The organism is Ruegeria sp. YKSF070, assembly GCF_059612725.1.
In genome coordinates, this window is sequence record NZ_JBXWRD010000061.1 from 1 (window position 1) to 24,538 (window position 24,538).

The 24,538-nt window shown below is 63.4% G+C and carries 23 protein-coding genes and 1 pseudogene; 10 read left to right on the forward strand and 14 right to left on the reverse strand.

The window, feature by feature from the left end:
- Positions 1-37: 37 nt before the first annotated feature.
- Both AC2FL1_RS20695 and AC2FL1_RS20700 read left to right on the forward strand, forming a co-directional pair.
- On the forward strand, positions 38-658 hold the full coding sequence (locus AC2FL1_RS20695; RefSeq protein ID WP_496878171.1) for an HAD family hydrolase: 621 nt from the start codon (positions 38-40) through the stop codon (positions 656-658).
- Positions 655-1,563, forward strand: coding sequence for an ornithine cyclodeaminase family protein (locus AC2FL1_RS20700; protein WP_496829924.1), 909 nt, complete (start codon positions 655-657; stop codon positions 1,561-1,563). The genes AC2FL1_RS20695 and AC2FL1_RS20700 overlap by 4 nt, the downstream gene beginning before the upstream one ends.
- 15 nt (positions 1,564-1,578) lie before the next feature.
- Here AC2FL1_RS20700 and AC2FL1_RS20705 read toward each other — a convergent pair whose 3' ends face one another.
- Positions 1,579-2,814, reverse strand: coding sequence for an MFS transporter (locus AC2FL1_RS20705; protein WP_496878172.1), 1,236 nt, complete (start codon positions 2,812-2,814; stop codon positions 1,579-1,581).
- Between the two features lie 148 nt (positions 2,815-2,962).
- On the opposite strand from AC2FL1_RS20705, the gene zapE reads away from it, so the two are divergent.
- Positions 2,963-4,042, forward strand: a complete 1,080-nt coding sequence (gene zapE / locus AC2FL1_RS20710; RefSeq protein ID WP_496878173.1) for a cell division protein ZapE — start codon at positions 2,963-2,965, stop codon at positions 4,040-4,042.
- Positions 4,029-4,934 carry a bestrophin family protein gene (locus AC2FL1_RS20715; protein ID WP_496829918.1) on the forward strand — a complete coding sequence of 302 codons (906 nt, stop codon included), beginning with the start codon at positions 4,029-4,031 and terminating at the stop codon, positions 4,932-4,934. The genes zapE and AC2FL1_RS20715 overlap by 14 nt, the downstream gene beginning before the upstream one ends.
- A 79-nt stretch (positions 4,935-5,013) precedes the next feature.
- On the opposite strand, the gene AC2FL1_RS20720 is transcribed toward AC2FL1_RS20715, so the two are convergent.
- Genes AC2FL1_RS20720 through AC2FL1_RS20735 form a run of 4 tightly spaced genes read right to left on the reverse strand, consistent with a single transcriptional unit; the run spans position 5,014 to position 11,287 of the window.
- Complete coding sequence (locus tag AC2FL1_RS20720; protein WP_496829916.1) at positions 5,014-6,288, reverse strand: bifunctional folylpolyglutamate synthase/dihydrofolate synthase; 1,275 nt, start codon at positions 6,286-6,288, stop codon at positions 5,014-5,016.
- Complete coding sequence (gene accD / locus AC2FL1_RS20725; protein WP_234145806.1) at positions 6,285-7,229, reverse strand: acetyl-CoA carboxylase, carboxyltransferase subunit beta; 945 nt, start codon at positions 7,227-7,229, stop codon at positions 6,285-6,287. Before accD ends, AC2FL1_RS20720 begins: the two co-directional genes overlap by 4 nt.
- Before the next feature lie 58 nt (positions 7,230-7,287).
- Entirely contained in the window at positions 7,288-8,178 is an 891-nt protein-coding gene (locus AC2FL1_RS20730) for a CPBP family intramembrane glutamic endopeptidase (protein ID WP_496829913.1), read from the reverse strand.
- A complete protein-coding gene (locus tag AC2FL1_RS20735) occupies positions 8,171-11,287 on the reverse strand; it encodes an ABC transporter transmembrane domain-containing protein (protein ID WP_496878174.1) in 3,117 nt (1,038 codons plus the stop codon). The genes AC2FL1_RS20730 and AC2FL1_RS20735 overlap by 8 nt, the downstream gene beginning before the upstream one ends.
- Before the next feature lie 251 nt (positions 11,288-11,538).
- Here AC2FL1_RS20735 and AC2FL1_RS20740 point away from each other — a divergent pair, with 251 nt between their 5' ends.
- Entirely contained in the window at positions 11,539-12,300 is a 762-nt protein-coding gene (locus tag AC2FL1_RS20740; protein ID WP_234139069.1) for a DUF6478 family protein, read from the forward strand.
- 11 nt (positions 12,301-12,311) lie between these two features.
- Positions 12,312-12,689, forward strand: a complete 378-nt coding sequence (locus tag AC2FL1_RS20745) for a hypothetical protein (RefSeq protein WP_496829909.1) — start codon at positions 12,312-12,314, stop codon at positions 12,687-12,689.
- A gap of 94 nt (positions 12,690-12,783) precedes the next feature.
- On the opposite strand, the gene AC2FL1_RS20750 is transcribed toward AC2FL1_RS20745, so the two are convergent.
- The 4 genes from AC2FL1_RS20750 to AC2FL1_RS20765 form a co-directional block, all read right to left on the reverse strand.
- On the reverse strand, positions 12,784-14,115 hold the full coding sequence (locus AC2FL1_RS20750) for a S41 family peptidase (protein WP_234139067.1): 1,332 nt from the start codon (positions 14,113-14,115) through the stop codon (positions 12,784-12,786).
- A 6-nt stretch (positions 14,116-14,121) separates the two neighbouring features.
- A complete protein-coding gene (locus tag AC2FL1_RS20755; RefSeq protein WP_496829907.1) occupies positions 14,122-15,258 on the reverse strand; it encodes a murein hydrolase activator EnvC family protein in 1,137 nt (378 codons plus the stop codon).
- Complete coding sequence (gene gpmI, locus AC2FL1_RS20760; protein WP_496878175.1) at positions 15,255-16,772, reverse strand: 2,3-bisphosphoglycerate-independent phosphoglycerate mutase; 1,518 nt, start codon at positions 16,770-16,772, stop codon at positions 15,255-15,257. Before gpmI ends, AC2FL1_RS20755 begins: the two co-directional genes overlap by 4 nt.
- 84 nt (positions 16,773-16,856) lie before the next feature.
- Positions 16,857-17,351 (reverse strand): c-type cytochrome, encoded by a 495-nt coding sequence (locus AC2FL1_RS20765; RefSeq protein ID WP_496878176.1) that lies wholly within the window; start codon positions 17,349-17,351, stop codon positions 16,857-16,859.
- A gap of 148 nt (positions 17,352-17,499) precedes the next feature.
- On the opposite strand from AC2FL1_RS20765, the gene AC2FL1_RS20770 reads away from it, so the two are divergent.
- The 3 genes from AC2FL1_RS20770 to AC2FL1_RS20780 are packed head-to-tail and all read left to right on the forward strand — an operon-like array spanning position 17,500 to position 19,049.
- Complete coding sequence (locus AC2FL1_RS20770) at positions 17,500-18,195, forward strand: ArsR/SmtB family transcription factor (RefSeq protein WP_496878177.1); 696 nt, start codon at positions 17,500-17,502, stop codon at positions 18,193-18,195.
- Positions 18,180-18,668: a YqfO family protein gene (locus AC2FL1_RS20775; RefSeq protein WP_496878178.1), complete on the forward strand. Its 489-nt coding sequence runs from the start codon at positions 18,180-18,182 to the stop codon at positions 18,666-18,668. Before AC2FL1_RS20770 ends, AC2FL1_RS20775 begins: the two co-directional genes overlap by 16 nt.
- 30 nt (positions 18,669-18,698) lie before the next feature.
- Positions 18,699-19,049: a DUF2794 domain-containing protein gene (locus tag AC2FL1_RS20780; protein ID WP_496829897.1), complete on the forward strand. Its 351-nt coding sequence runs from the start codon at positions 18,699-18,701 to the stop codon at positions 19,047-19,049.
- Positions 19,050-19,133: 84 nt separating this feature from the next.
- Here AC2FL1_RS20780 and smpB read toward each other — a convergent pair whose 3' ends face one another.
- The 3 genes from smpB to dmdC all read right to left on the reverse strand — a co-directional run bounded on the left by smpB (position 19,134) and on the right by dmdC (position 22,304).
- Positions 19,134-19,610, reverse strand: a complete 477-nt coding sequence (gene smpB, locus AC2FL1_RS20785; RefSeq protein WP_496829895.1) for an SsrA-binding protein SmpB — start codon at positions 19,608-19,610, stop codon at positions 19,134-19,136.
- Positions 19,611-19,675: 65 nt separating this feature from the next.
- Entirely contained in the window at positions 19,676-20,479 is an 804-nt protein-coding gene (gene dmdD / locus AC2FL1_RS20790; protein WP_496829893.1) for a methylthioacryloyl-CoA hydratase, read from the reverse strand.
- Between the two features lie 58 nt (positions 20,480-20,537).
- A complete protein-coding gene (gene dmdC / locus AC2FL1_RS20795; protein ID WP_496878179.1) occupies positions 20,538-22,304 on the reverse strand; it encodes a 3-methylmercaptopropionyl-CoA dehydrogenase in 1,767 nt (588 codons plus the stop codon).
- Positions 22,305-22,420: 116 nt separating this feature from the next.
- Between dmdC and AC2FL1_RS20800 the strand changes: the two genes are divergently transcribed.
- Positions 22,421-23,455, forward strand: a complete 1,035-nt coding sequence (locus tag AC2FL1_RS20800) for an AraC family transcriptional regulator (protein ID WP_496829889.1) — start codon at positions 22,421-22,423, stop codon at positions 23,453-23,455.
- Here AC2FL1_RS20800 and AC2FL1_RS20805 read toward each other — a convergent pair.
- Both AC2FL1_RS20805 and AC2FL1_RS20810 read right to left on the reverse strand, forming a co-directional pair.
- A complete protein-coding gene (locus AC2FL1_RS20805; protein ID WP_496829887.1) occupies positions 23,419-23,928 on the reverse strand; it encodes a GAF domain-containing protein in 510 nt (169 codons plus the stop codon). The two genes, AC2FL1_RS20800 and AC2FL1_RS20805, sit on opposite strands and share 37 nt — an antisense overlap.
- 242 nt (positions 23,929-24,170) lie before the next feature.
- Positions 24,171-24,538: pseudogene (locus AC2FL1_RS20810) on the reverse strand (hypothetical protein); the annotation flags it as partial.

A 24,538-nucleotide genomic window follows, 5' to 3' on the forward strand; every position in this document is an offset into this window, starting at 1 on the left:
TCCGGTCCGCATGCATTCAGGGCAAGTGAGATTTCAGATGACAATCGAGGCGGTGATTTTCGACATCGGCAATGTGCTGATCGAGTGGAAGCCCGAGCGATATTACGACCGTGTTCTGGGCGAGGAACGACGGCGGCAGATGTTTGCCGAGGTTGATCTGCACGGGATGAACGATCTGGTCGATCAGGGCCATCATTTCACCGATACGATCTATGCCTGGGCCGAGAAATACCCCGAATGGCGCGATCAGATCAGGGACTGGCACGACAACTGGATCGAACTGGCGTCGCCTGAAATCCCGCATTCGGTGCGCCTGCTCAGGGCACTCAGAAACAAGGGCGTGCCGGTCTTTGCGCTGACCAATTTCGGGGTACAGAATTTCGACTATGCCTGCACTGTCTATCCGTTCCTGACCGAGTTCGACCGGGCCTATGTCTCGGGTCGGATGCAGTTGGTGAAGCCGCACGCGCCGATCTATGCTGCGGTCGAGGATGATTGCGGGCTGGCGCCCGGGACCTTGCTATTCGCCGATGACCGGGTCGAGAATATCGATGCCGCACGAATGCGCGGTTGGCAGGTACATCATTTCACCGGGCCTCAGGGCTGGGCCGCACGCCTGGTGGCCGAGGGGCTGTTGAACGAAGGAGAGGCCGCATGAGCATACCCCATATTCCCTTTGCCGAGGGCGAAGCCAAGCTGGACTGGCTGGAGCTGACGCGGGCGTTGGCCGATGGCCATACCCTGCCCAAGGCGAAGATCGGCGATACGTTTCTGTATCGCGATCCTGATACGATGCTGACGCGGTCGGCCTGGATCGACGGGCTGGGCATCGCGGTCAAGACCGCCAATATCTTTCCCCGCAACCCCGAGCGTGGCGATCCGATGATCAACGGGGCGGTGAATCTTTACAGCGACCATGACGGGGCGCTGTCGGCTCTGGTGGATTTCCACCTGGTGACCAAGTGGAAGACGGCGGGCGACAGCCTGCTGGCGGCGCTGCGGCTGGCCGACCCTGACGCGCGCGAGCTGCTGGTGGTGGGCGCTGGCACCGTGGGGCTGTCGCTATGCGAGGCGTTTGGGGCAGGGTTCCCCAAAGCGGCCCTGAAGATGTGGAACCGCACACGGTCCAAGGCCGAGGAGGTAGCGGCGCGGTATGACGGGCTGGAGGTGGTCGATGACCTGGCCGCGGCGGTGAACCGGGCCGACATCATCGTCACTGCCACCATGTCGAGCGAACCGGTCATTCGCGGCGAGTGGCTGCGTCCCGGTCAGCACCTGAACCTGATCGGCGCCTATCGGCCCGACATGCGCGAGGCCGACGACGAGGCGATGCGCCGTGCGCGCATCTTTGTCGACAGTTTCGACACCACCGTGAACCACATAGGCGAGCTGATGATGCCGCTGGCCGATGGCGTGATCACCCGCGCCGATGTGGTGGCGGATTACTACGATCTTGACGCTTTCAAAGCGTCGCGCGACGACATAACCGTGTTCAAGAATGGCGGCGGCGCGCATCTGGACCTGATGACCAGCCGCTATATCCTGGACAAGTGGCAGGGCTGACCCTGCCACTCGCCATCAGGCGGGCAGCGGCGCCCTGTTCTCGCGGATCGGTAGGTGGACGATGGCGCTGAAGGCGCCGACGCCCACCCCGATCCACCAGACCATGGTGTAATCACCGTAAAGGTCGTACATCCGCCCGCCCAGCCAGACGCCGAGGAACCCGCCCAGCTGGTGGCTGAGGAAGATGATGCCATAGAGCGTGCCCATGTAGCGCAGCCCGTAGAGATGCGCGACAAGGCCCGAGGTCAGCGGCACGGTGGCCAGCCAGAGCGAGCCCATCGCCACCGAAAAGAGGATCACCGACAGTGGCGTGATCGGCAGCAGGATGAACACGGCCCCGATCACGGTCCGGGCGGTGTAGATACCGGCAAGCAGGTATTTCTTGGGGAAATGCTTGCCCGCCCAGCCCGCCGTCAGGGTGCCCGCGATATTGGCCAGCCCCACCAGCGAGATCGCCACCGCACCCAGCGCCGAGGTGGTGGTGATCCCCATCGAGTGCAGTACGCCGCCGGGCAGGATCGGGCCGCACATCTCGGTCACGAAGGCGGGGAAATGCGCGGTGATGAACGAGAGCTGATAGCCGCAGCTGAAAAAGCCCAGAAAGATCAGCGTATAAGACGGGTCGCGAAAGGCGCGCGAGAGGATCTGGCCCATGCTCTCTTGCAGCTCTGCCTTACTGGCGGGTTCGGGCGCGCGCAGCATCGGCAGCGTCAGCACCAGCGCCAGAATAGCCACCGCAAAGACGATGAACACCTGTTGCCAGGGCAGGAAGGTCAGCAGCCATTCCGCCGTGGGCGCGCCGATCACCTGTCCGACGCTGCCTGCGGCGGTGATGAGGGCGAGGCTCATCGAGCGGTTCTCGTCGCTTGACGCCCGCGCGACCACGGCAAGGATCACGCCAAAGCCGGTGCCCGCGATGCCGAAACCCACCGCCCAGGCATAGATCTGATGCTCAAGCGGTGTGGTCGACCAGGCGCTGAGCACCATGCCGCCAGCATAAAGGAGCGCACCGAGGAAGATCGCCTTGCGGTCGCCGATCTTTTCCGAGATGGCGCCAAAGATCGGCTGGCCGATGCCCCAGGCGAGGTTCTGAATGGCGATGGCCAGTGAAAAATCCGAGCGCAGCCAGCCGAACTCCTCAGCGATCGGGATCTGGAACACGCCGAACGAGGCCCGGACCGCAAAGCTGACGGTGATGATGACGCAGCTGACGATCAGGATCGGATTGATCAGGCGGGCCGAACGGTCCATGGCAGTCTCCGTGGTATTGTCCGGCGGACCCTAAGCCCAATCGCGGCGGCGTCAATTCAGGAGTTTTTGTCGCATCATTCACGGAAATTGATGACCCGCGCCGGGCGGGCCGCTTTTCAAGGCGGGGCTGGTTGGGTATGGCTGCAAAATGACCGCTGTTTCCGATCTTTACGCCACCCGTGTGGCCGAGGGCGCCCTGCATGCCGATACCGCGCAAGAAGCGGCGTTGGCAGAGTTCGACCGGATTTTCGAAGCGCTGAGCGCCCCAGTAAAGCGCGGGCTTTTCCGCAAGGCGCCGCCGCCGCCGCGAGGCCTCTACCTGTGGGGCGGGGTCGGGCGCGGCAAGTCGATGCTGATGGATCTGTTTGTCGAGGCGCTGGGCAATACGGTGCCGGTGCGCCGGGTGCATTTCCACGCCTTCATGCAGGAGATCCATGCGGGCATGCACGAGGCGCGCGCCAAGGGCGTGGCCGATGCGCTGGCCCCTGTCGCCGATGCGGTAATCCGCTCGGTCAAGGTGCTGGCGTTCGACGAGATGCAGATCACCGATATCACCGACGCGATGATCGTGGGACGCCTGTTCGAGGCGCTGTTCGCGGCGGGCGTGGTGGTGGTGACCACCTCGAACCGGATCCCCGACGACCTCTACAAGGACGGGCTGAACCGGCAGCTGTTCCTGCCCTTCATCGAGCTGATCAAGGAGCGGATGCGGGTGTGGGAGATGATCTCGCCCACCGATTACCGGCAGAACCGGCTGGAAGGGAGCCGCGTCTATTTCACGCCTATCGGACCTGCGGCGCGTGGCGAGATCGAGGCGATCTGGCGCGACCTGACCGGGGGCGCAAGCACGCCGCTGATCCTCAAGGTCACTGGTCGCGACGTGGAACTGCCGGCCTTTCGCAACGGTATCGGGCGGGCCAGTTTCTATGACCTGTGCGGGCGGATGCTTGGGCCGGGCGACTATCTGGCCATTGCCGGGGCGGTCAAGGTTCTGGTGCTCGAGGACATCCCGCGTCTGAGCCGTAACAACTTCAACGAGGCCAAACGCTTTGTCACCCTGATCGACGCGCTCTACGAGGCGCGGGTACGGTTGATTTGCTCTGCCGCCGCCGAGCCGGAAATGCTCTATGTCGAGGGCGAAGGAACGTTCGAGTTCGAGCGCACCGCCTCGCGCCTGCGCGAAATGCAGGACAAGGATTGGGGGCAGCCAGGCGATGATCGTCCGTGAAACACCCCGTCGACGAGAGATTTTCCTGATCGTGAGCGGGTCAGTGGTGCCGCGCATTCTGCCCAACATCATTGGCTCCGCGCTCTGGGCGCTTCTGGTCCTTATGCTGCATCGGTATGTTGTCGCGATGCCGCAGATCTCGATTGCTGCGATGGGGGTCTTTGGTCTGTCGTTGTCGCTCTTTCTCGGTTTTCGGAACAACGCCGCTTATGAACGTTGGTGGGAGGCGCGGCGAATCTGGGGACGGATGGTCTCGGATGTACGGAGCCTTGCGCAGGAGCTGCGGATATTTGCGGGCAAAGGGGCGGATGAAGAATTCATCCTGACCCGTATACTGGCCTTTCATCATCTGCATCGCGCCCAGCTGCGCGGTGATGAGGTGACTGAAACCTTGCAGCACTGGGTTGGCGCAGAGGCGGCCGAGGTGCTGATGCGGAATGCAAATCCGCCTAATGCCGCGCTACAGGACATCGCAACCCGCCTGAACGAGATGGCGGAAGACGGGCGCATCAATGGCTTCGGTCAGCGCGCTCTGGCCGAACGGCTGGCTGCTTTTCCCATCGCCCAAGCAGGGAACGAGCGGCTGCTGACCACACCGCTGCCCTTTGTCTATTCGCTGCTGGTCTGGCGCACGACCTATCTCTACTGCTTGCTTCTGCCCTTTGCCCTGCTCGACGATGCCGGTTGGTTCGAACCCTTGGTGGCGGCGGTGGTGGCTTATGTTTTCTTCGGATTTGCCGAGGTCACGCATGAACTGGAACATCCGTTCCGCAAGCAGGCGAATTCGGTGCCGCTTAGCGCCATGTGCCGGGTGATGGAGATCTCGGTCTGTAACGCACTGGGTCGCGATGTGCCCCCGAAACTTGAACCGGTAAACTACGTTCTCGACTAGGCTGGAACCAAGCCCCCTCTCTTGAACAGCAAGGGTGCTGACGACGGGCAAGAGCGCATCTCCCGCCGCGTCTTGGCTCTCAGCCGTTCTCGCGCAGGATGTTCCCGGCCAGGTAAAGCGAGCCGCAGATCAGAACGCGGGCCTCGGGCTCGATTTCGACGATGCGGGCAAGCGCGGTGGCGACATCCGGCGCGGTGCTCGCGGCGAGGCCTACCGACCGGGCGGCTTCGGCGGTCTGATCGGCGGTCAGGGTGTTCGCTTCGCCGGGGATCGACACGGCGGTGAGGCTACCCGCCTGGGCGCTGAGCGGGCGCAGATAGCCGGTTACGTCCTTGGTGTTCAGCATGCCGCAGATCAGATGTGTGGGGCGGCCGGGCCGGCTGGCCAGCAGGTCAGCCAGCGCGATGCCGGCGGCGGGGTTGTGACCGCCGTCAAGCCAGAGCTCGGCCTGGGGCGCGGATTGAACCAGTGGGCCGGTCTTCAGTCGCTGCATCCGGGCGGGCCAAATGGCTTTGGTCACCGCCGCCTCGCAGGCCGCCTCGTCCAGGTTCAAGTGGCGCAGCGCGGCCAGCGCCGCACCGGCATTCTCGATCTGGTGTGCACCCAGCAGGTTGGGCAGCGGCAGATCACACAGGCCGGTCTCGTCCTCGAAGATCAGGCGGTCGCGTTCCTGCCGCACATGCCAGTGCTGGCCATGGGCCAGCACTGAGGCGCCGAGTCGGGCGGCGGTGGCTTCGATCACCTCCAACACCTCGTCGGGCTGGGGGCCAACCACAACCGGCACGCCGCGCTTGATGATCCCGGCCTTTTCGCCGGCGATCTTGGCCAGCGTGTCGCCAAGGAACTGTTCGTGATCCATCGAGATCGGGGTGATGATCGACAGTGCCGGGCGCGCGATCACATTGGTCGCGTCGAGACGGCCGCCAAGACCGACCTCGAGCAGCGTGTAATCGGCAGGCGTGCGGGCAAAAGCCAGCAGCGCGGCGCAGGTGGTGATCTCGAAATAGGTGATCGTCTCGCCGCCGTTGGCGGCATAACATTCGTCCAGAACCGCTACCAGGTCGGGTTCCGAAATCAGCTCTCCGGCCACCCGGATGCGTTCGTGAAACCGTGCCAGATGCGGCGAGGTATAGGCATGCGCGCTCAGCCCGGCGCCCTCGATCCCGGCGCGGATCATCGCTTGGGTCGAGCCCTTGCCATTGGTTCCAGCGATATGGATCACCGGCGGCAGACGGTCCTGCGGGTTGTCCAGCGCGGCCAAGAGGCGCCAGACCCGATCCAGCGTCAGATCAATGATCTTGGGGTGCAGCGCCATCATCCGCTGGAGGATGAGGTCGGAACCGGGATTGGTCATGATTTGGACGGTTTCGCGGTCTGGGCAGGCTGTTCTTCGGCCTTGACGGGCGTGGCCGTCTCGGGCGCAGGCAGGTCGCCGCGCACCGCGGGCGGCAGGTTCAGCAACATGCGGGTGACGGTGATCAGCTCTTCGCGCAGGTCGGTGCGCTTGATCACCCGGTCCAGCATGCCGTGATCCAGCAGGTACTCGGCGCGCTGAAATCCTTCGGGCAGTGTTTCGCGGATGGTCTGTTCGATCACGCGCGGTCCGGCAAAACAGATCAGCGCGTTGGGCTCGGCGATATGCACATCACCCAGCATGGCATAGGACGCGGTCACCCCGCCCGTGGTCGGATGGGTGAGTACAACGATATAGGGCAGGCCCGCCTCTTTCAGCATCTGCACCGCCACGGTGGTGCGCGGCATCTGCATCAGGCTCAGAATGCCCTCTTGCATGCGGGCGCCGCCAGCTGCCGAGAACAGGATCAGAGGGCGCTTCAGGTCAACCGCCTTTTGCGCCGCCGCGATGATCGCGTTGCCCACATACATGCCCATGGAACCGCCCATGAACGAGAAATCCTGCGCCGCGGCCACGATCGGTGTGCGACCGATCTCGCCGGTGGCGACCAGCATCGCCTCTTTCTCGCCGGTGCCCTTCTGGGCCGCCTTCATCCGTTCGGGATATTTCTTCTGGTCGCGGAAATGCAGCGGGTCGGCGACCGGCTCGGGTACCTCGACCTCTGTAAAGATGCCGCCGTCAAACAGCGCCTGGAACCTCGCGCGCGGCGTGATCTGCATGTGGTGGCCGCATTGGGTGCAGACATTCAGGTTATCCGCCAACTCCCGGTGGAACAGCATCGTCCCGCACTCGTCGCATTTCTGCCAGAGGTTTTCGGGCACTTCGCGCCGGGAGAAGATCGAGTTGATCCGCGGCCGGACGTAATTCGTGATCCAGTTCATGTGGACTCCCCGTGATGCTGCACCCGCGTCAAATAAGGTGATGTGCGCGGAAATGCAATCAGCGTCGCAAGGCGAGCCGAGCCAGCAGCCAGGTGACGAACATGGTGGCGAAATCGACAGCCAGCCAGGCGCGCAGATGTTCGGTATCGGCCATCGAATAGGGCAGCAGATACAGCGACAGGCCCGACAGGTTGTCGGGCAGCGAGACGATCAGCAGCGCGATCATGTTGTTGAACAGATGCAGCGCGATGGCCGGGCCCAGCGTGCCGGCGCGAGCGGTGATATCGGCCATCAGGATGCCAAACACCCCGGACCACAGCGCAATGGGCAGCGCGTTGCCTCCCGCCTCTTGCGGCAGGTAATGGCCGAGGGCGAACAGGACCGAGGGCAGCACCATCCAGACCAGCGCCGAACGAAAGCGTGCCGCCAGCGCCTGTTGCACATAGCCACGAAACAGGACCTCCTCTGCTCCGGTCTGGATCAGCAGCGCCAGGATCGACAGCGGCAGCAATAACAGCCAACGCCCCGGCGGCAGGTTTTCTTTCAGCGGCGCGCCCATGTCATAGGGGGGCAGGATCAAGAGCAGCGCCCCCAGCACCAGCAGCAGGCGAAACACTCGCCAGAATTGTTGCAACGCCAGACGAGGCGGGCCGATGATACCCAACGGTGCGCGGTGTTGAAACAGCCTTGCGGCGATGCCAACGCCCAGGATGACAAAGCCGAAACTGGCCAGCAGCACCAACAACCCATCGGCCGTGGTGCCACTGGTGAAGCCGGTGGACCATTCCGGGCTGGCGAGCATGTTGACCAACCCGTAGAGCACCATATTGGCGCCCATCACGATGACCCCGATGGCGATCAGCCCGGCGATCAGTCGCCACAGCTCGGGCCGGGCCCGCCCTGGCGCGACCAGTTGTTCATGCGGGGCATAGGTGCGGCGATCAGGCATCGGGCTCCTTTCCGCCGTTCGGGAGCGGTGCCGGGCGAAGTGATTGGCCAGTGAAGTCGGTGATATTGATCCGTGCCGCGCGCAGGATGTCGCCGGCTTCGACCAGATGTCCTGCCACGGTTTGCAACAGATGCAGCGAGACACCGGCATCGTGTTCGATGACGGCGCGAAACTCCTCGGCACCGATACGCAGGAACCGGCTTTCGGTCTCGGCGATCAGGTCCATCGGGCGCGGCTGGCGCGTGATGATAGACAGATCGCCGATCAGTCGGCCCGGTTCGATTAGTGTAATGGGCCGCTCGCCCGGTGCATCCTCGGGCCAGCGCAGCGCGGCTCGACCCGACAGACAAAGATATGCGGCGTCGGCGGTCTGTCCGCTGGAAAAGATGACCTGTCCAGCCTGCGCCCGATACCATTGCGCCGAAAAGGCCAGTAACCGCTGGTTGCGGGCATCCAATCGCGCAAAGAGCGGTGTCGCGGCGATGATCTTCAGCTTGCGGTCCAGATCGGCGGTGGCTCCGGCGGCAAGGTCGGGCTGGGCCCTGGTCACGCCGTCGATACGGCCGTGCTTGATCTCGACAAAGAGGTCGTAGGCTTCGGGATTGGCGAAACTGTCTTCCATGAAGATCATGATGGCACGGGGCAACAACTCGCGCAGCCGCTGCCTTGTCCGTAGGCGGCTTTCGGAGTCGTGGCTGGCCAGCGCATTGTCCAGTATCAGGATATCGGGACGCTTGATGCTGGCGCGGGAAAACGCGGCGCGCTCCTGAAACACCGTTGGCAGGTTGGCGCCGCCCAGACCGGCGGGCATGTCATAGATCAGCGCGGCAATACGGCGGCGCAGTCCCGCCTCGGCCAGCACTTCGGCGACCGTGTCCTCGATTGCTTCGGCCTGGGCGCCCGCAACAATCGAGACCCGCCCGAAAAGCGCGTTTTCCAGAACCGTCAGCCGGGGGATATAGACCTGTGGATCCACGGCGACGAAATCGCTGCCCACAAGCGTGCGCAGACGGCTGGCACGGTCGCGGCGGATGGCAAGGATCTTGTCCTTGTACTCCTCGGGGAAGGCGGGGCCGATCTGCTCGGCGGTCAACAGAAATGGCACGGTCATCAGCTGAGCGCGTTCCTCGTCGGACAACGCCTCGACGCCGCCGGAGGCGTGGCGGTCGGCAATGTCGAGCAGGCGCAGATAGACCGCGTCCTCCATACCCATGCGCCGGAACAGCGGGTGCTGGGTCCCGTCGCGCCCAAAGGTCTGGCGCAGGGTTGCCACCACACCCAGCGCCATTTCCATTGCCTCGTCGGCCAGACCTTCGTCCCGAAGCATCTGGATGAAACGTCCGTCACCGATCAGTTGCTCTTGCGATATCTCGCGGGCCGGGGCGGCAAAAAGCAGGTTGCCCCCCAGCGGGACCGCGGGGTTGAAACGGTCCGGGTCGAACCGGTGTACCATCGCGGCCAGCCCCCGTTCGGACAGGCGGCGCGCAACGATGTCGCGCTGGGCGACGATCTCGGCGGTGAGGCTCTCATGCAGGCGTGGGTCGATCCGGCTGCGCAGGGTGCGGCGGAACATGTATTCGTCCAGGCCCATTGCCTCGACCAACTGGAACCACCAATCGCGGATCTGGTCGCCGTCGGTGAGCCCGGCGAGGCTCGGGTCGATCCAGTCGACATCCAGCGTATCGCCACTGTTGCCGGCCTGGACCGCCTCGACCAGCCGGCGGTCCGGCCGGGTGGGCGCCAAGGGGTCGGTCTGCGGCCGGGTGCGCAGCGGCATCAGCAGGTTGTCACCCAGCGTGCCGTCGAACAGATATGGGCGCGAATGGGCATAGCCGATCCGGGCTGCGATCACCGTCTGGTGCAGCGTGCTGAGTGGATGGCCCGAGATCACCACTTCGCCCCTGCTGGGCAAGATCTCGCGCGTCAGGAGCTGTGCAAGAGCCGCCCGCTCGGCGGGCCGGTCCGACCGGATCGCCACCCGCGCACCGGGCGGGATCGTCAGGTCGATATCTTCGAGGATGGTGTTGCCGTCCTGATCATGCACGGTCACGTCGCGCAATTCGATGGCGCCGGTCAGACGCGGAACCTCGTCGGGTTCGCCGTCGAAGAGTGCCGCTGGAATCATGCCCTGGGGAGCAAAGCGTTCGGTCACCACCTGCCAGCGCAGCGACATGTCCTGAACCTGGTTGTAATAGGTCAGCAACTCTTTCCATGGGCTGGACAGATCCTTGTAGGCCGCCAGTGCCGCGACCAGCGCACCCACGGTGATCTGCCCCTTGATCGCCAGATAACCGCCCACCGAATAGAACAGGAACGGTGTCATCTGCGAGATCAGGTTGTTCAGGAACTTCATGAAGAATTTCTTCTGATAGATCCGGAACCGGATATCGTAGAGCCGCCCCAGCCGGTCGGTGATCTGTGCCAGCCGATAGCGCCAGCCACCATTGGTGCGCAGATCGGCGATACCGGCCGCGCTTTCACCGATTTCGGAACTCAGGCGGCGCACCTGCTGGATACGCGCCTTGTTCAGCAGGTTGATTTGCCGCTGCAGGCGCGGGATCAGCCAGGCCTGAAGCGGGATCAGCGCGACCGAGGCCAGCCCGAACCAGACATTCTGCATGAACAAAAAGGTCACGATGGTCAGCATCTGTCCGGCCTGAAACACCGGTTGCGCCACCGCATCCCCCATCAACCCACCCATCGGCTCTGCCTCGGAGGTGATCATCGACACCAGCTCTCCCTGACTGGTGGTCGTATAGTAGGTGCGTGGAAAGCGCATCATCCGCGCGATCAGCTGATAGCGCAGACGGCGCAGCATCCGCTCGCTCAACACCCCTTTCATGGTGTTGATCTTCATCTTCATCAACCCGCTGAGGACCACCATCGCGAGAAAGGCAAGGCAGAGCGCGAAAAGGTATTCGATCTGGCTCAGCTCGACGCCCCACAGGTCGATCCGGTCAACCTGTGCGCCGATGGCATCGTTGATGATCCGCTTGGGCAGTTCGAGCGAGGCGTAAAGAAAGGGAAACGAGATCACCGTCAGCGCCAGCAACGCAATCTGCTGGCGTTTTGAATGTTTCCAGATGAAGGAAAACAGACTAGGCTCCATCACCCACCTCTTGCCGCGGCTGACCCTGAACGGCGTTGATGCCGACTGTGCGACCCTAGCCGCCCTTTGGACGGTAAGCGCTGACTGGCCCGATTACAAGGTAGCCCCCGCGAGGGGGGGGGCCGCGGTTGGGCGGCGGATTGTTTCCATAACAAGAATTTTTCCCAAGGGATCGAGTTATTGGGTTTATTTAGTTAACATCCTTTCGCTAAACAGAGAAAACAGCGCGAAACCAATAGCGGCGGACGGGAATGGGCAGGGTTCTGGACAGATTGTTTCATCTGCGGGAGATGCGGCGCTGGCGCCGGGCTGCCCGCAATGCGCTGTCCACCCCATTGTCCGAGCTGCGTCGCCAGCGTAACCGGGCGCGCGACCTGCGCACCCATCTGGACCGGCTGATCAACGTGGCCGACGGGCGGCTGGCGCTGCCGCTGATCGGCTCGTCCTTCTTTCCCAAGCCGCATGGGACCGACTGGTCCTGGCGACCTGAGCTGTGGCGAGGGCCGCTGGCATCGCCGGGTCTGTCCTCGGTACCGACGCGGTCGACCCTGGGGGGCGAGGTGACGCTGTTTCACGATTGCGAATTCTCCGAGCTGACCCTGCGCCAGCTGCGTAACCTGCGTGAGGCTGACCTGGCGCCCTACGGGTTGCGCATGGATGTTTTCAAGTTCGACGGTTCGTTCCTTTCGCTCGTGATCGACCTGCCTGATACGGCAACAGAGGGGATGACGCGGGCGCATCTGCTGCGGGTCGATACCATCATCGAAAGCGAGAAACCGTTGGAGATCTTTGCCCGTCTCAACATCCGCCACGGCCCCAATACCGAACAGATCGTGCGTGAATTGCCGTTACACGAACAGGATGTGATGGTGGAATTCGATCTGGCCTATTCGCGGCTGAACGAGAAACGGATCGAGAAGATCTGGCTGGACCTGATCTTTGAAGCGCCCGAGATGAATCAGGTCATTCTGCGCGACCTGACATTCTGCCGCCATCGGCGCGCGGCCCTGTGAGAGGTGACAGAATGAGCGACCTGACCCTGACCAAGATCCGCCTGCGCAACGGTGTGTGGGAGGGGCGGCTGACCGGCGCCCCCACAACCGGCAAGCGCCCCAACATCCTGGTCACCCATCTTGATCTGCCAGTCCCGGATGTGGAGCTGGTGGAGGGCACCGACAGCAGCTTCTGGACCCTGACCATCCCGGTGCCGGACTATGCCGTCGCCGACGGGGTGCAAACCTTTCTGATTGCCGATGGTGAAACCGAGACGAAGCTGGGCGATTTTACCCTGATCGCGGGCGAATCCGTTCCCGATGATCTGCGTGCCGAGGTGGAGTTGCTGCGTGCTGAGCTTGACATGCTCAAGCGCGCCTTTCGCAGGCATTGTCTGGAGACAAGTTGATCCCAGGACACAGCTTGCGCATTCGGTAGGAGCCTAACCGAAAACGGCCGCACCACCGTGAGGTGATGCGGCCGTGAGGTCCGGTCTGCTCGGATCAGTCTGCCGGGGCGAACGCCGAGAGACCTTTGAGGATGTCGATGGCATAGGCCAGTTGATAGTCCTCTTGCCGCAGTTCGGCGGTGGCCTCGGCCTTGGCGCGGTCTTCCTCGATCTGGCGGATCTCATCCTCGCTCAGGCTGTCATTGTTCAGGCGTCCGCGCAGATCGGCCTCCGAGCGCGAGCGCGGAGTGACCCGCTCTTCCTCGGCTTCGGGTTGGCGGCGCGGTTGTTCGACCACGATGTCGGGGCTGACACCCAGCGCCTGGATCGACCGTCCCGACGGCGTGTAGTAGCGTGCGGTGGTCAGGCGCATGGCGCCGTCACCACGCAGCGGCATCACTGTCTGCACCGATCCCTTGCCAAAGCTCTTGGTCCCTACCACGATGGCGCGGCGATGGTCCTGCAAGGCGCCGGCCACGATTTCCGAGGCCGAAGCCGAACCGCCATTGATCAGGACGACAACCGGCTTGCCCTGGGCCAAATCGCCAAGTGTGGCGTTGAACCGTTCGCCGTCTTCGGGGTTGCGACCGCGCGTTGACACGATTTCGCCGCTGTCGAGGAAGGCATCCGATACCTTGATCGCCTGTGTCAGCAAACCGCCGGGGTTGTTGCGCAGGTCAAGCACGAAGCCGTTCACCTTGTCGATGCCACCTGCGGCTTCGACCTGTTTGGCGAGCCCTTCTTCGAGGTTGGGATAGGTCTGGTCGTTGAAGGTGGTCACGCGTAGAACCACGCTGGTGCCCTCGGTCCGGGCGCGCACGGCGGTGAGCTTGATGGTATCGCGGATGATCGAGACGTCGAAGGGTTCGTCCTCGCCCTCACGCACCACGGTGATCACGATCTCGCTGCCCACGGGGCCGCGCATCAGGTCGACCGCCTTGTCCAGGGTCAGACCCAGAACGCTTTCGCCATCCACATGGGTGATGAAATCGCCCGCCTCGATCCCGGCCTCATCGGCGGGGGTGCCGTCGATGGGCGACACGACCTTGACGAAGCCCTCTTCCTGAGTGACCTCGATGCCCAGGCCCCCGAATTCGCCTCGGGTCTGCACCCGCATCTGCGCCGCGTCATCGGGCGAGAGATAGCTGGAATGTGGGTCGAGCGAGGTGAGCATGCCGTCAATGGCTGCCTCGATCAATTCGCCTGCATCGACCTCTTCGACATATTGCGCGCGGATACGTTCGAAAATATCACCGAACAGGTCGAGCTGTTCGTACACGTTGGAATTTGCCTTTGCCTCTTGTGCGACTAGCGGTCCGGCGACCTGGGTTGTGGCGATGATCCCCGCCAGAGTCCCTGCCAGTCCGGCCAAAACGACTTTTTTCATGCTCGTCTATCCATCCTTGTCGGTTTGGAACCACGTTTCCGGGTCCACCGGGCTGTCGCCCTCTCTGACCTCTATATAGAGCGTTTCTGATCGCTCTGTACCAGAGCCATCACCGCTTGTTGACAGAATCGCGCCGATTTCCTGAGTTGCACCGCCCATAAGGCCCACAGGCGTACCCGCCGGAACCACCTCACCGGCCGCGCCATAGACCTCTTGCAGGCCGGACAGCACGATCAGCAGATCGGGCTGCGGTTCAAGGATCACGACATTGCCGAGATCAAGAAGCGGGCCACGATAGCGGATCGTCGCGGCGGTGGGCGCAGCGACCAGAGCGCGGGGCCGGGCCGCCACGATGATTCCCTCTCGCGTGATACCGGCTGCATCTGCCTGCCCGGCGCGGCGCAGCAAAACCCCCTGCACCGGCAAGGGAAGCTGGCCCTTCAGGGCCGAGATATCAGCCGAAGAGGCGGCGATCTCGCCTTCGGCGATCTCGGACAGCCCGCTGGCGAATCCTTCGAGCGTTTCGGTGGACGAGACAAGGATGGCGGTGCGAACCGGATCCTCTGTGAACCGGCGCGGCAGATCGGTGCGGTCGGCGATGGCCTGGCTCAGCTCTGCCCGCGCCTGCTGAATGCCGGTCAACCCTTCTTGCAGGGTGCGCGCGGCGTTCTGTTGCAGTGTGCGCAGGGTCCGCACCTCGGTCAGATCACGAGCCAGCGCGTTCGCGCGGGCCTGCAATTCCGGTGTCATCTCGGCCAGGGTCATCGCCGATCGCGCGGCACCCAAAGGACCCGACGGGTGCAGCATCAGCACTGGTGGCGGCGCGGTTTCGATGGTCTGGAGTACCCCGAGAAGCTGCGCCACCTCGCCCTCGCGCGCATTCAGTTCCGCGGCCAGTTGCCCCTCGCGGACCGACGCTCGGCGCAACCCGTCGCGCATCGCGGCCAGCCCCGCCTCGTATGCCTGCACGGTGCCGGTCAGGGCGCGTACGCGGTCGCGCGCGCTCTCCGCCTCGGCCAGCGCGACCGAGGCCTCTTCGAGCATCCGCGCCGCCTCCTGCGCCGCCTCGGCTGGGTCACCTTCGGCTTGGGCCATGGTGGACCAGATCATTAGAGACAGCAAAAGCGCGGTTCGGCGGATCATGTGATCAGGCTCTCTCCGGTCATCTCGGGCGGTTTCGGCAGGCCCATCAGTGCCAGGATTGTGGGCGCCAGATCGCTCAGCCGCCCATCGCGCAGGGTCGCGCCCTCCGGGCCGCCGACCAGTGCCACCGGCACCGGGTTCAGTGTGTGCGCCGTATGGGGTCCACCGGTTTCGGGGTCGATCATCATCTCGCAATTGCCGTGATCGGCGGTGACGATCATGGCGCCGCCGGCCTGTTCCAGCGCGGCGATGACCCGGGCCAGACCCTGGTCCACCGCCTCGCAGGCCTTGATCGCGGCCTTCAGGTCGCCGGTATGGCCGACCATGTCGGGGTTTGCGTAATTGGTGACGATCAGGTCATAGCCCGCGCCGATCGCCTCGACGAATTTTTCGGTCACCTCGGGGGCGCTCATCTCGGGTTGCAGGTCATAGGTCGCCACCTTGGGCGATTTCGGCATGAAACGGTCCTCGCCCGGCTCGGCCTCTTCCTTTCCACCGTTGAGGAAGAAGGTGACATGCGGATATTTCTCGGTTTCTGCCAGACGGAACTGGCGCAAGCCGTGTTGCGCCACCCAGGCGCCCAGCGTGTTGACGATGTCGCGCTTGGGAAACACGGTGGTCATATAGGCATTGTGGCCGTCCGAATACTCGACCATCCCCAGCAGCGCCGACAGGGCGGGGCGGGGGCCGGTGTCGAAATCGGCAAAGCCCGGCTCGCCGATGGCACGCAGGATTTCGCGAGCCCGATCAGCGCGAAAATTGAGGCAGAACAGGCTGTCGCCATCCCGTACCCCCTCATAGCCGGTTAGAATCGATGCGGTGATAAATTCGTCGGTTTCCGACTGGTTATAGGCGTGGTCGATGGCCGAATGGGCAGAGGTGACGCGGCGCCCCTTGCCTTTGATGATGGCATCATAAGCTTCTTGCACGCGCTCCCAGCGATTGTCGCGGTCCATCGCGAAATAGCGCCCGGTAACAGTGACGATGCGGGCGCCCTGGGGCAGGCGGTCTTCCAGTTCGGCCATATAGCCGTAGGCAGATTTCGGGGCCACGTCGCGCCCGTCCGTGATGGCGTGCAGCGCAACCGGTACCCCGGCCTCGGTAATCGCCTGCGCGGCGGCCACGATATGGTTCAGATGTCCGTGTACACCGCCATCCGAAACCAGCCCCATCAGATGCGCGGTGCCGCCCGCGGCCTTGGTCCTGGCGATGAAGTCCCGCAGCGAGGTATTGTCAAAAAACGAGCCATCCTCGATTGCCAGGTCGATCTGTCCAAGGTCCATGGCGACCACCCGGCCCGCGCCGATATTGGTGTGTCCCACTTCGGAATTGCCCATCTGGCCGCTGGGCAGGCCCACATCCGGCCCATGGGTGATCAGCCGGGCATGCGGCCCCCTGGTCATGATCGTGTCGAATGTCGGGGTCTTTGCCAGGTAGGGCGCGTTTGCGGTCTTGTCGTCGGACAGGCCCCAGCCATCGAGAATGCACAGGACGACGGGTTTGGGGGCGCTCATGTTCGGACTCCGGCAACTGCTCTGGCTGCCTTCTATCCTGTGCCCGGCGGGGGGTGAACCGTCTTTTTCCGCGCAGCAAGACCGTTAGCGTTCACGGCGATAGTGCCGGTGGCAGGCCAGACAGGTGGCCATCAGATCCGGCAGGCTCCGGCGCAGCGCCGGTAGAGTGTTGGGGCGCAAATCGCGCGCGGCGCGGGCGGCGGCCTGGGCCAAGGCGGAAAACTGGCCCCAGTCCTGCCAGATCAGGCTGCGCGCGCGGCTATGCCTGTCCATATGAGGTTCCGAGAAGCGTTCGGGCAGCGTATCGAGCACGTAGACCAGATCCGCCTGCGCCGCGCGGGCCGTAGGCCGATCAAAACGGCGGCGCTGGGCGATCATGTCCATCAGCACCCCCAATGCGGCCTTGGCCTGACGCATGGTGGCCTGACGCGCCAGCACCGCCTCGTCCCGCACCACCGGTTCGTCGGCGCGCAAGGGCGGCAAACCCGCCAGCACAGGCAGACAGACCAGCAGCAGGGCGATCAGCCGCCATCGCCCGCCGGTGCGGCGCATCGCGTTGGTCTGGGTCGGTCGGGTCACGTGGGCCGCCCTTTCTTGGGTCTCGCTGTGGCAGGTCAAGCATCGGGCAGGCGGGTTACCGGGCGGTTAAATCTGGCGAATTCCCTCAGCCCGCTGGCGAAGCGTTTTCGCTATCGGGGCCTGCTGTGCTTGCGGCTAGTCTGTTCGCATGACCCTTACACCCCGTCTCGATATTCTGGGCGCCGCCCTTGCCGATTCCAGTCGCGCGCGCATGTTGTGCGAACTGATGGACGGCCGTGCCTATACCAACAAGGAACTGGCCAGCGCCGCCGGAGTCACCGCGCAGACCGCCACCGCGCATCTGCGCCGGCTGGAGCAGGCGGGGCTGATCCAGGCCACCCGCAGCGGGCGCTGCCTGTATCACCGCATCGCCGGGCCCGACGTGGCCGAGGCGCTGGAAACCCTTTCGGCGCTGGCGCCCAGCGATCACCTTTATCGCGCGCAGCAGCGCAAGGGAGCGCGGCTCAAGATGCTCGAGGCACGCAGCTGTTATGACCACTTGGCGGGACGGCTGGGGGTGGCCATCGCCAAGGCGTTGCTGGATCAGGGCGATCTTGTGCTTGACGGGGCGCAATACCGGGTCGTCGCGTCCGAGCGTTGGGTCAAGCTGGGCGTGACCCTGACCGGGCGGGCGCCGCTGGCACGGCCCTGTCTGGACTGGACCGAGCGGCTGTCACATGTGGCGGGGCCGGTGGGGCGCGAGATGCTGTCTCATGCGCTGGCGGCGAATTGGCTTCGGCGTCTCCGGGGTGAGCGCGGGTTGGATGTGACCCCCGCCGGTGCAGCAGCGTTGCGCCAGATCCTCGGCATCAGATGGGAGGGTGGGACATGCTGCCCGCACTGACATCCGACCGTTTCACGACCCAGACAGGCTGGCGGGTGCTGGTGCAGGTGCCCGAGCCGGATTGCCCTGGGGTGATCGCGGCGGTGATCGCCGAAGACCCGCTGGTCTGGGGCGATTATGACCGGGTCACGTTTGCCGCGCCGGGGCAACAGCAGTTCCGCTCTCTGCCCGGCGGCGTCAATGCGGCCACCGACGATGCGGTGAGCGTGCCCTGTCTTGAGCTTTCGTTCTTTCTGTCGGAGGATGCCGCGCGGCTCGACGCAGTGCTGAAAGCGATCTATCATGTCCACCCCTATGAGGAGCCTGTGGTTCTGGTGTTGCCGGCTCTGCGAACCTGTCATATCCGGGGCTTGGACGAGGATAATCCGAACCGGTTCTGGAACCGCGAGGCGGCTGACTGGGTGCCGGACACACATCGCCGCGATGTGGCCGGGCCACCCCAATCACACGGAACTGTATCGCGACAGGCTTGATTTGCCCGCGATTTCCGGCAAGCTGGGAGTATGAACATGTTGCCTCCCAGCCCGTTCTCTGCCGGTCAGGCCCCGGCGCAGGTTGCCTTTGACAGACGCGAAATGGCCGTCATCCTTGGTCTATACGGGCGCATGGTTGCTGCGGGAGAATGGCGCGACTACGGCATTTCGATGCTGAGCGACATGGCCGTATTCTCTGTCTTTCGACGTACTGCCGAACATCCCCTTTACCGGATCGAAAAACGTCCGCGCCTGCGCAACCGTCAGGGCATGTACGCGGTGGTCGGAATGGACGGGCAGGTGCTGAAACGGGGGCAGGACCTGAAATCGGTACTGCGGGTGCTGGAGCGCAAGCTGATCCGGGTGGTCAACCCGGACTGATTATTCTGCATTCTAGCCGGGGATGCCTCCGGCGGGAGTATTTGCGACCAGAAAGAAGTGTCTCAGCTTTTGCCTGCGTGGCGCCTAGGCGTTGTCTTTGAGCAGGCGCTGTTTCTGGCGGTTCCAATCGCGCTTGGCCTCGGTCTCGCGCTTGTCGTGGATCTTCTTGCCCTTGGCGATGCCAAGCTTCATCTTGGCGATGCCCTTGTGATTGAAATAGAGCACCAGCGGCACCAGCGTCATGCCCTTGCGCTGGGTGGCGTTCCACAGATTGGCCAGTTCCTTGCGCGAGACCAGCAGCTTGCGCCGTCGCCGTTCCTCGTGCTTGAACATTTTGGCCTGCTCGTAGGGCGGGATATAGGCGTTCACCAGCCACAGTTCGCCGTTTTCCACAGCGGCATAGCTGTCGGCGATATTGCTGCCACCGGCGCGCAGCGCCTTGACCTCGGACCCCTCCAGAATGATGCCACATTCCAGATCGGACTCGATCGCGTAATCGAACCGTGCCCGCCGGTTTTCGGCGATCACCTTGTAATTGGGGTCTGAGTTCTTCTTGGCCATGGGGCGCAGATGTAGGCGCCTTGCGCCGCCCTTGCAAGCACGCCTGTGTGCAAGGGCGGCTGGTTTCAGCTGTTGGGGCGAACGCGGGCAGCGGTCTTGTTGGCGAATGCCTCCAGCCGTTCGCGGGCGGCGGGCTGGGTGTTGACGATGCCGCCGACAAAGGCTTCGGCATAGGCAGCGTCCAGACCCGACATGTTCTGCATATGGCTGATGGCCGAACAGATGGCGAAGTTGGTCAGCGGCAGGTTGCTGGCGATCTTGTCGGCCAGTTCCATCGCCATGTCGAAGCTCGACCCTTCGGTAATGTATTGTGCCAGGCCCAGATCGGCGGCCTCTTGTCCCTGATAGACACGGCCGGTCAGGATCATGTCGATCATCCGGTATTTGCCGATCATGTCCGACACGCGGATCGTGGCGCCGCCTCCGGTGAAGATACCGCGCTGGCCCTCTGGCAGGGCGAAATAGGTGCTCTGGTCCATCACCCGGATATGGGCGGCGCTGGCCAGTTCAAGACCGCCGCCGACAACCGCCCCCTGAAGCGCGGCGATGATCGGCACGCCACCATATTCCATCTTGTTGAACGCCTCGTGCCAGCGCAGGCAGACATGCATGAAATCGTCCGCGCTGCGGTCGGCCTTCCAGTGTTCGACCAAGTCGAGACCCGCGCAGAAATGTTCGCCTGCACCGGTCAGCACCACGGCGCGCACGCCCTTGCGATGGGCCGTGCTGAAGAAGGTGACCAGCTCCTCGATGGTGGCGACATCCAGTGCGTTGCGCTTGGTCGGGCGGTTCAGCGTCACGATGCAGACGCCATTGTCGCGCAGGTCGAGATCGAGGTTGGTATAGCCAGAGGTTACATCCTGGGTCACGGGCATGTCCTTTCGAATGGGGGCTGGCCCGATTTGCGGGCCGGTATCGGGTTCAGGATCAGAGTGTTGCGGTCAGCAGGCTGTCGCCGGTATCGGTGATACGGCTGTGCTCGGCCGTGCATTCGACCAGCACCTGCTGGGCAAAGATATCGGCGGTGGCGATCTTGGCCTGTAGGAATTCGGCATCGCCGCCCTTGGCCAGTTCGGCCTCGGCGGCCAGCGCCGACAGGCCAAGCTGCCAGCCTGTGGCCAGATTGCCGGTCAGCATCAGGAAGGGCACGCTGCCGGCATAGGCGCGGTTGGGGTCCTGCCCGGCGGTTGCCAACAGATGGTCGAGGCTGGTGGTAAAGGCTACGCGAGCCTCGGCTAGGCGCTGGGCGATCCGTTGTGCTGCCGCGCCACCGTTCGACAGCTCACCCTCGGTTGCGGCGATCATCTCGGCAAAGCGGCGCGCGGTACGGCCGCCATCGCGCAGCACCTTGCGACCCAGCAGGTCATTGGCCTGAATGGCGGTGGTACCCTCGTAGATCGGCAGGATGCGGGCATCGCGATAGAATTGCGCCACGCCGGTTTCCTCGATGAAACCCATGCCGCCGTGGATCTGGACACCCAGCGAGGCGACCTCGACCGCGCGCTCGGTGCAGAACCCCTTGACCAGCGGCACAAGGAATTCGGCCATGGACTGCGCCTCGGCACGCGCCTCTTCGGGTCCATGTTCGGCCAAGTCGAGCCAACCGCCCGTGGCGATGGCAAGCGCCCGCCCGCCTTCGGTCAGCGCGCGCATCCTGAGCAGCATGCGACGGACATCGGGGTGCTGGATGATCGGCACCGCGTCCTGGGCCGACCCGTCTACGGGTCGGCTTTGTACCCGGTCACGGGCATAGGACAGCGCATGCTGATAGGCGCGTTCGGCAATCGCCACACCCTGCACGCCCACCGCATAGCGGGCCGAGGTCATCATGATAAACATGTAGCGCAGGCCGCTGTTCTCCTCGCCCACCAGATAGCCGGTGGCGTTGTTGTATTCCATCACGGCCGTCGGGCTGGCGCGCACACCCAGCTTGTGCTCCAGGCTGACGCAGCCCAGCGTGTTGCGCAGTGCGGTCTCGCCGCCCTCACCTTCGAGCAGTTTGGGCACCACGAACAGGCTCAGCCCACGCACCCCTTCGGGCGCGTCAGGGGTGCGGGCCAGTACCAGATGCACGATGTTTTCCGACAGGTCATGTTCGCCAAAGGTGATGAAGATCTTGGTGCCGCTGATTGCATAGGTGCCATCATCTTGCGGCACCGCCTTGCAGCGCACGCGGCTCAGGTCGCTGCCCGCCTGCGGCTCGGTCAGGTTCATGGTGCCCGACCAGCGCCCAGTGATCAGCTTGTCGAGATAGAATGCCTTTTGTGCCTCGGACCCGGTGATCGACAGCGCGTCGATGGCGCCGTTGGTCAACAACGGGCAGAGGCCAAAGCTCATGTCGGCGCTGTTGACGATCTCGGTCGCGGCGGCGCCCACCACCTTGGGCAGGCCCATGCCGCCATGTTCGGTCGGGTGGCTGAGGCTTTGCCACCCCATTTCGACGAACTGGTCATAGGCGGTCTTGTAGCCCTTGGGCAGGACGACGCGACCATTTTCCAGCCGGGCGCCTTCGGTATCGCCGATGGTGGACAGGGGGGCGATCATCTCGCCGCAGAAACGGCCGAATTCTTCCAGAGCGGCGCGGGCATCGTCCAGCTCGATCTCGGAATAGGTTTGCAGCGCCTCGACTTGCGGCCATTGCGAAAGGTGTTCGATGGCGAACATGATGTCACGGACCGGCGCCTGATAGGTCATTCCCAAATCTCCATTCCTGTTTCAATGTGCCAGCTAGAGGAGCCGAAACTTGCGATCAACGTCATTGTGAGACAAATTCCTTTCCAATCGCGCCAAACCAATGAGGGGCCCGGACCATGCGCAGACCGGATACCGCCAGCCTGGCAACCGTGTCGCAACCGTTTATCGAGGATTGGCTGTCGGCGCTGCGCCGCTGCTCGGCCGAGGCCGAGATGGCCGGGTTTCTTGAGCGGTCTGGGCTGGGGGCGATCCATAACCAGCCCGGCGCGCGGGTGACGCTGGATCAGATCGTGCGGCTTTATAAAATCGCTGCGGTTGAGACCGGCGATGAGATGACCGGATTATGGAGTCGCCCGATCCGCCATCGCACCTTGCAGCATCTGCTGGCCACGGTGCGGGAAAGCGGCTCGCTGCCCTCGGCACTGCACCGGTTTTCGACCTTCTGGAACCTGCTTCTGGATGATTTCCAGTTCGAATTGCGCACTGAGGGTGAGCGGATCGACCTGATGTTGCTGCCGCAGGGCGATGACCAAGTGCAGCGCTTTGGTCACATGCTGATCCTGAAACTGGCGCACGGGCTGCTATCGTGGCTGGCCGGGCATGAGGTGCCGGTGCGGGCGGTGCATTTCGCCTTTGATCGTCCCACCTTTGCCCAGGATTATTCGGTGATCTTTCCCGCACCGGTGCATTTCGACGCTTCGGCCTCGGGCCTGTCCTTTGATCTGGCGCAACTGTCGCCGCCACAGACACGCAGCAGCGCCGAGATGGATGCCTTCCTGGCGCGGGCGCCGCGCGACTGGATCTTTACCAGCTATCACGAGCACAGCCAGTCGTTGCGGGTGCGCGCCTTTCTGTTTCGTTCCGACTGGGTCGGCTGTTCCCTGTCCGACACGGCGCAGGCGTTGGGGATGAGCAGGCGTACCCTGACCCGGCGGATGGAAGAGGACGGAACCAGCTTTCAGGCGATCAAGGACGCGCTGCGTCGCGACATTGCCATCCGAGACCTGCGCGAGGGCCGCAAGAGCATCGAAGAGATATCGCAGGATGTGGGGTTTTCCTCGGCGGCGAATTTTCATCGGGCCTTTCGGCGCTGGACCGGTTCGACCCCCCGCTCTTACCAATCGGGGGCGGAACCTTCCAACACGGTATAGACGGCAAGCGCCGCCATGGCCGGCAGGCGCAGTGTGCCTTCGATCCGATCCAGTACCTTGGCGGGATAGCTGCGTGCCCGGTCGAGCAGGTTCACCGTTGCAACCGTCTGCCCACCCAACACGATGGGCAGATTGACCACCGCGTCGCATCCAAGGCGGGCAATCAACGGCTGATCGGGGAAGACAGCGGCAATCTCGGTGGCAGTGTTGGCGACAAAGCTGCGCTGTTCCTCGATCACCTGCCGGAACCAGCTATCCCGCGTCACGGACTTGCGACCCGAAACCGGGTAGCTGTCCGGCATGTTGGAATAGACACGCAACGCCTGCCCCGCATCGAGGTCGATCAGCGTGACCGTAAACAGGCGGGCGGGAACGCTCGCACGCGCAAGAGCACAAAGAGCGTCCAGAGCCTGGGACCCATCAAGGGCCACGGCGAGCCGATTGGCAAAGGTCAGCAGGGGCGTGTCTGTCATGTCGGTCGATCCCGTCTGCTGTGTTCCCTCGTGGGGCGGAATGCTGGTGTCCGTGTCGACGTTAGGTGCGATTCCTTCGCCAGTCACGCGGCTTGGCCAATGGAAGCGGTGACTCGATTCACTGTCGATCAGCAGGTGAATGGTGGCGCTCGCATAAAGGGCTACTATATGTAGGGGGTGCCCTGAAAATTTGATCGGTTTTCCGCGGCTTCGCGGCTTCGCGATCGTGTTCAACCTTCCTTTCAAGCTTGCAAATCCAATATATAAATAATTGATAATAAATGAAAAATGAAGATTTTTGCCTGTTTTGTGAGATTTTTGTGAAATTGGGGTTGCGGGTCCCGGGAGGAGAACGTAGATAGCCCTTCACCGGCGCTGCTGAGGCAGGGTTGGGCGGAGCGAGCGGCCTCGGCCACTGACTTCGGAACAAAAAATGAGATGAGGTCGACGCGGTTTGCGCCATAAGGATTTGGCGCTACGTGTTGGTTATTTGTCTCGCGCTCTTTGACATTGATGGATGACTGAAGAGATATGTGGGCGGTTTGGTTCGTTTCGACGGATTGAAAGTCTGTATATCGCGCTCTTAGCGCTGTGTTTCGTATTTGGGTTG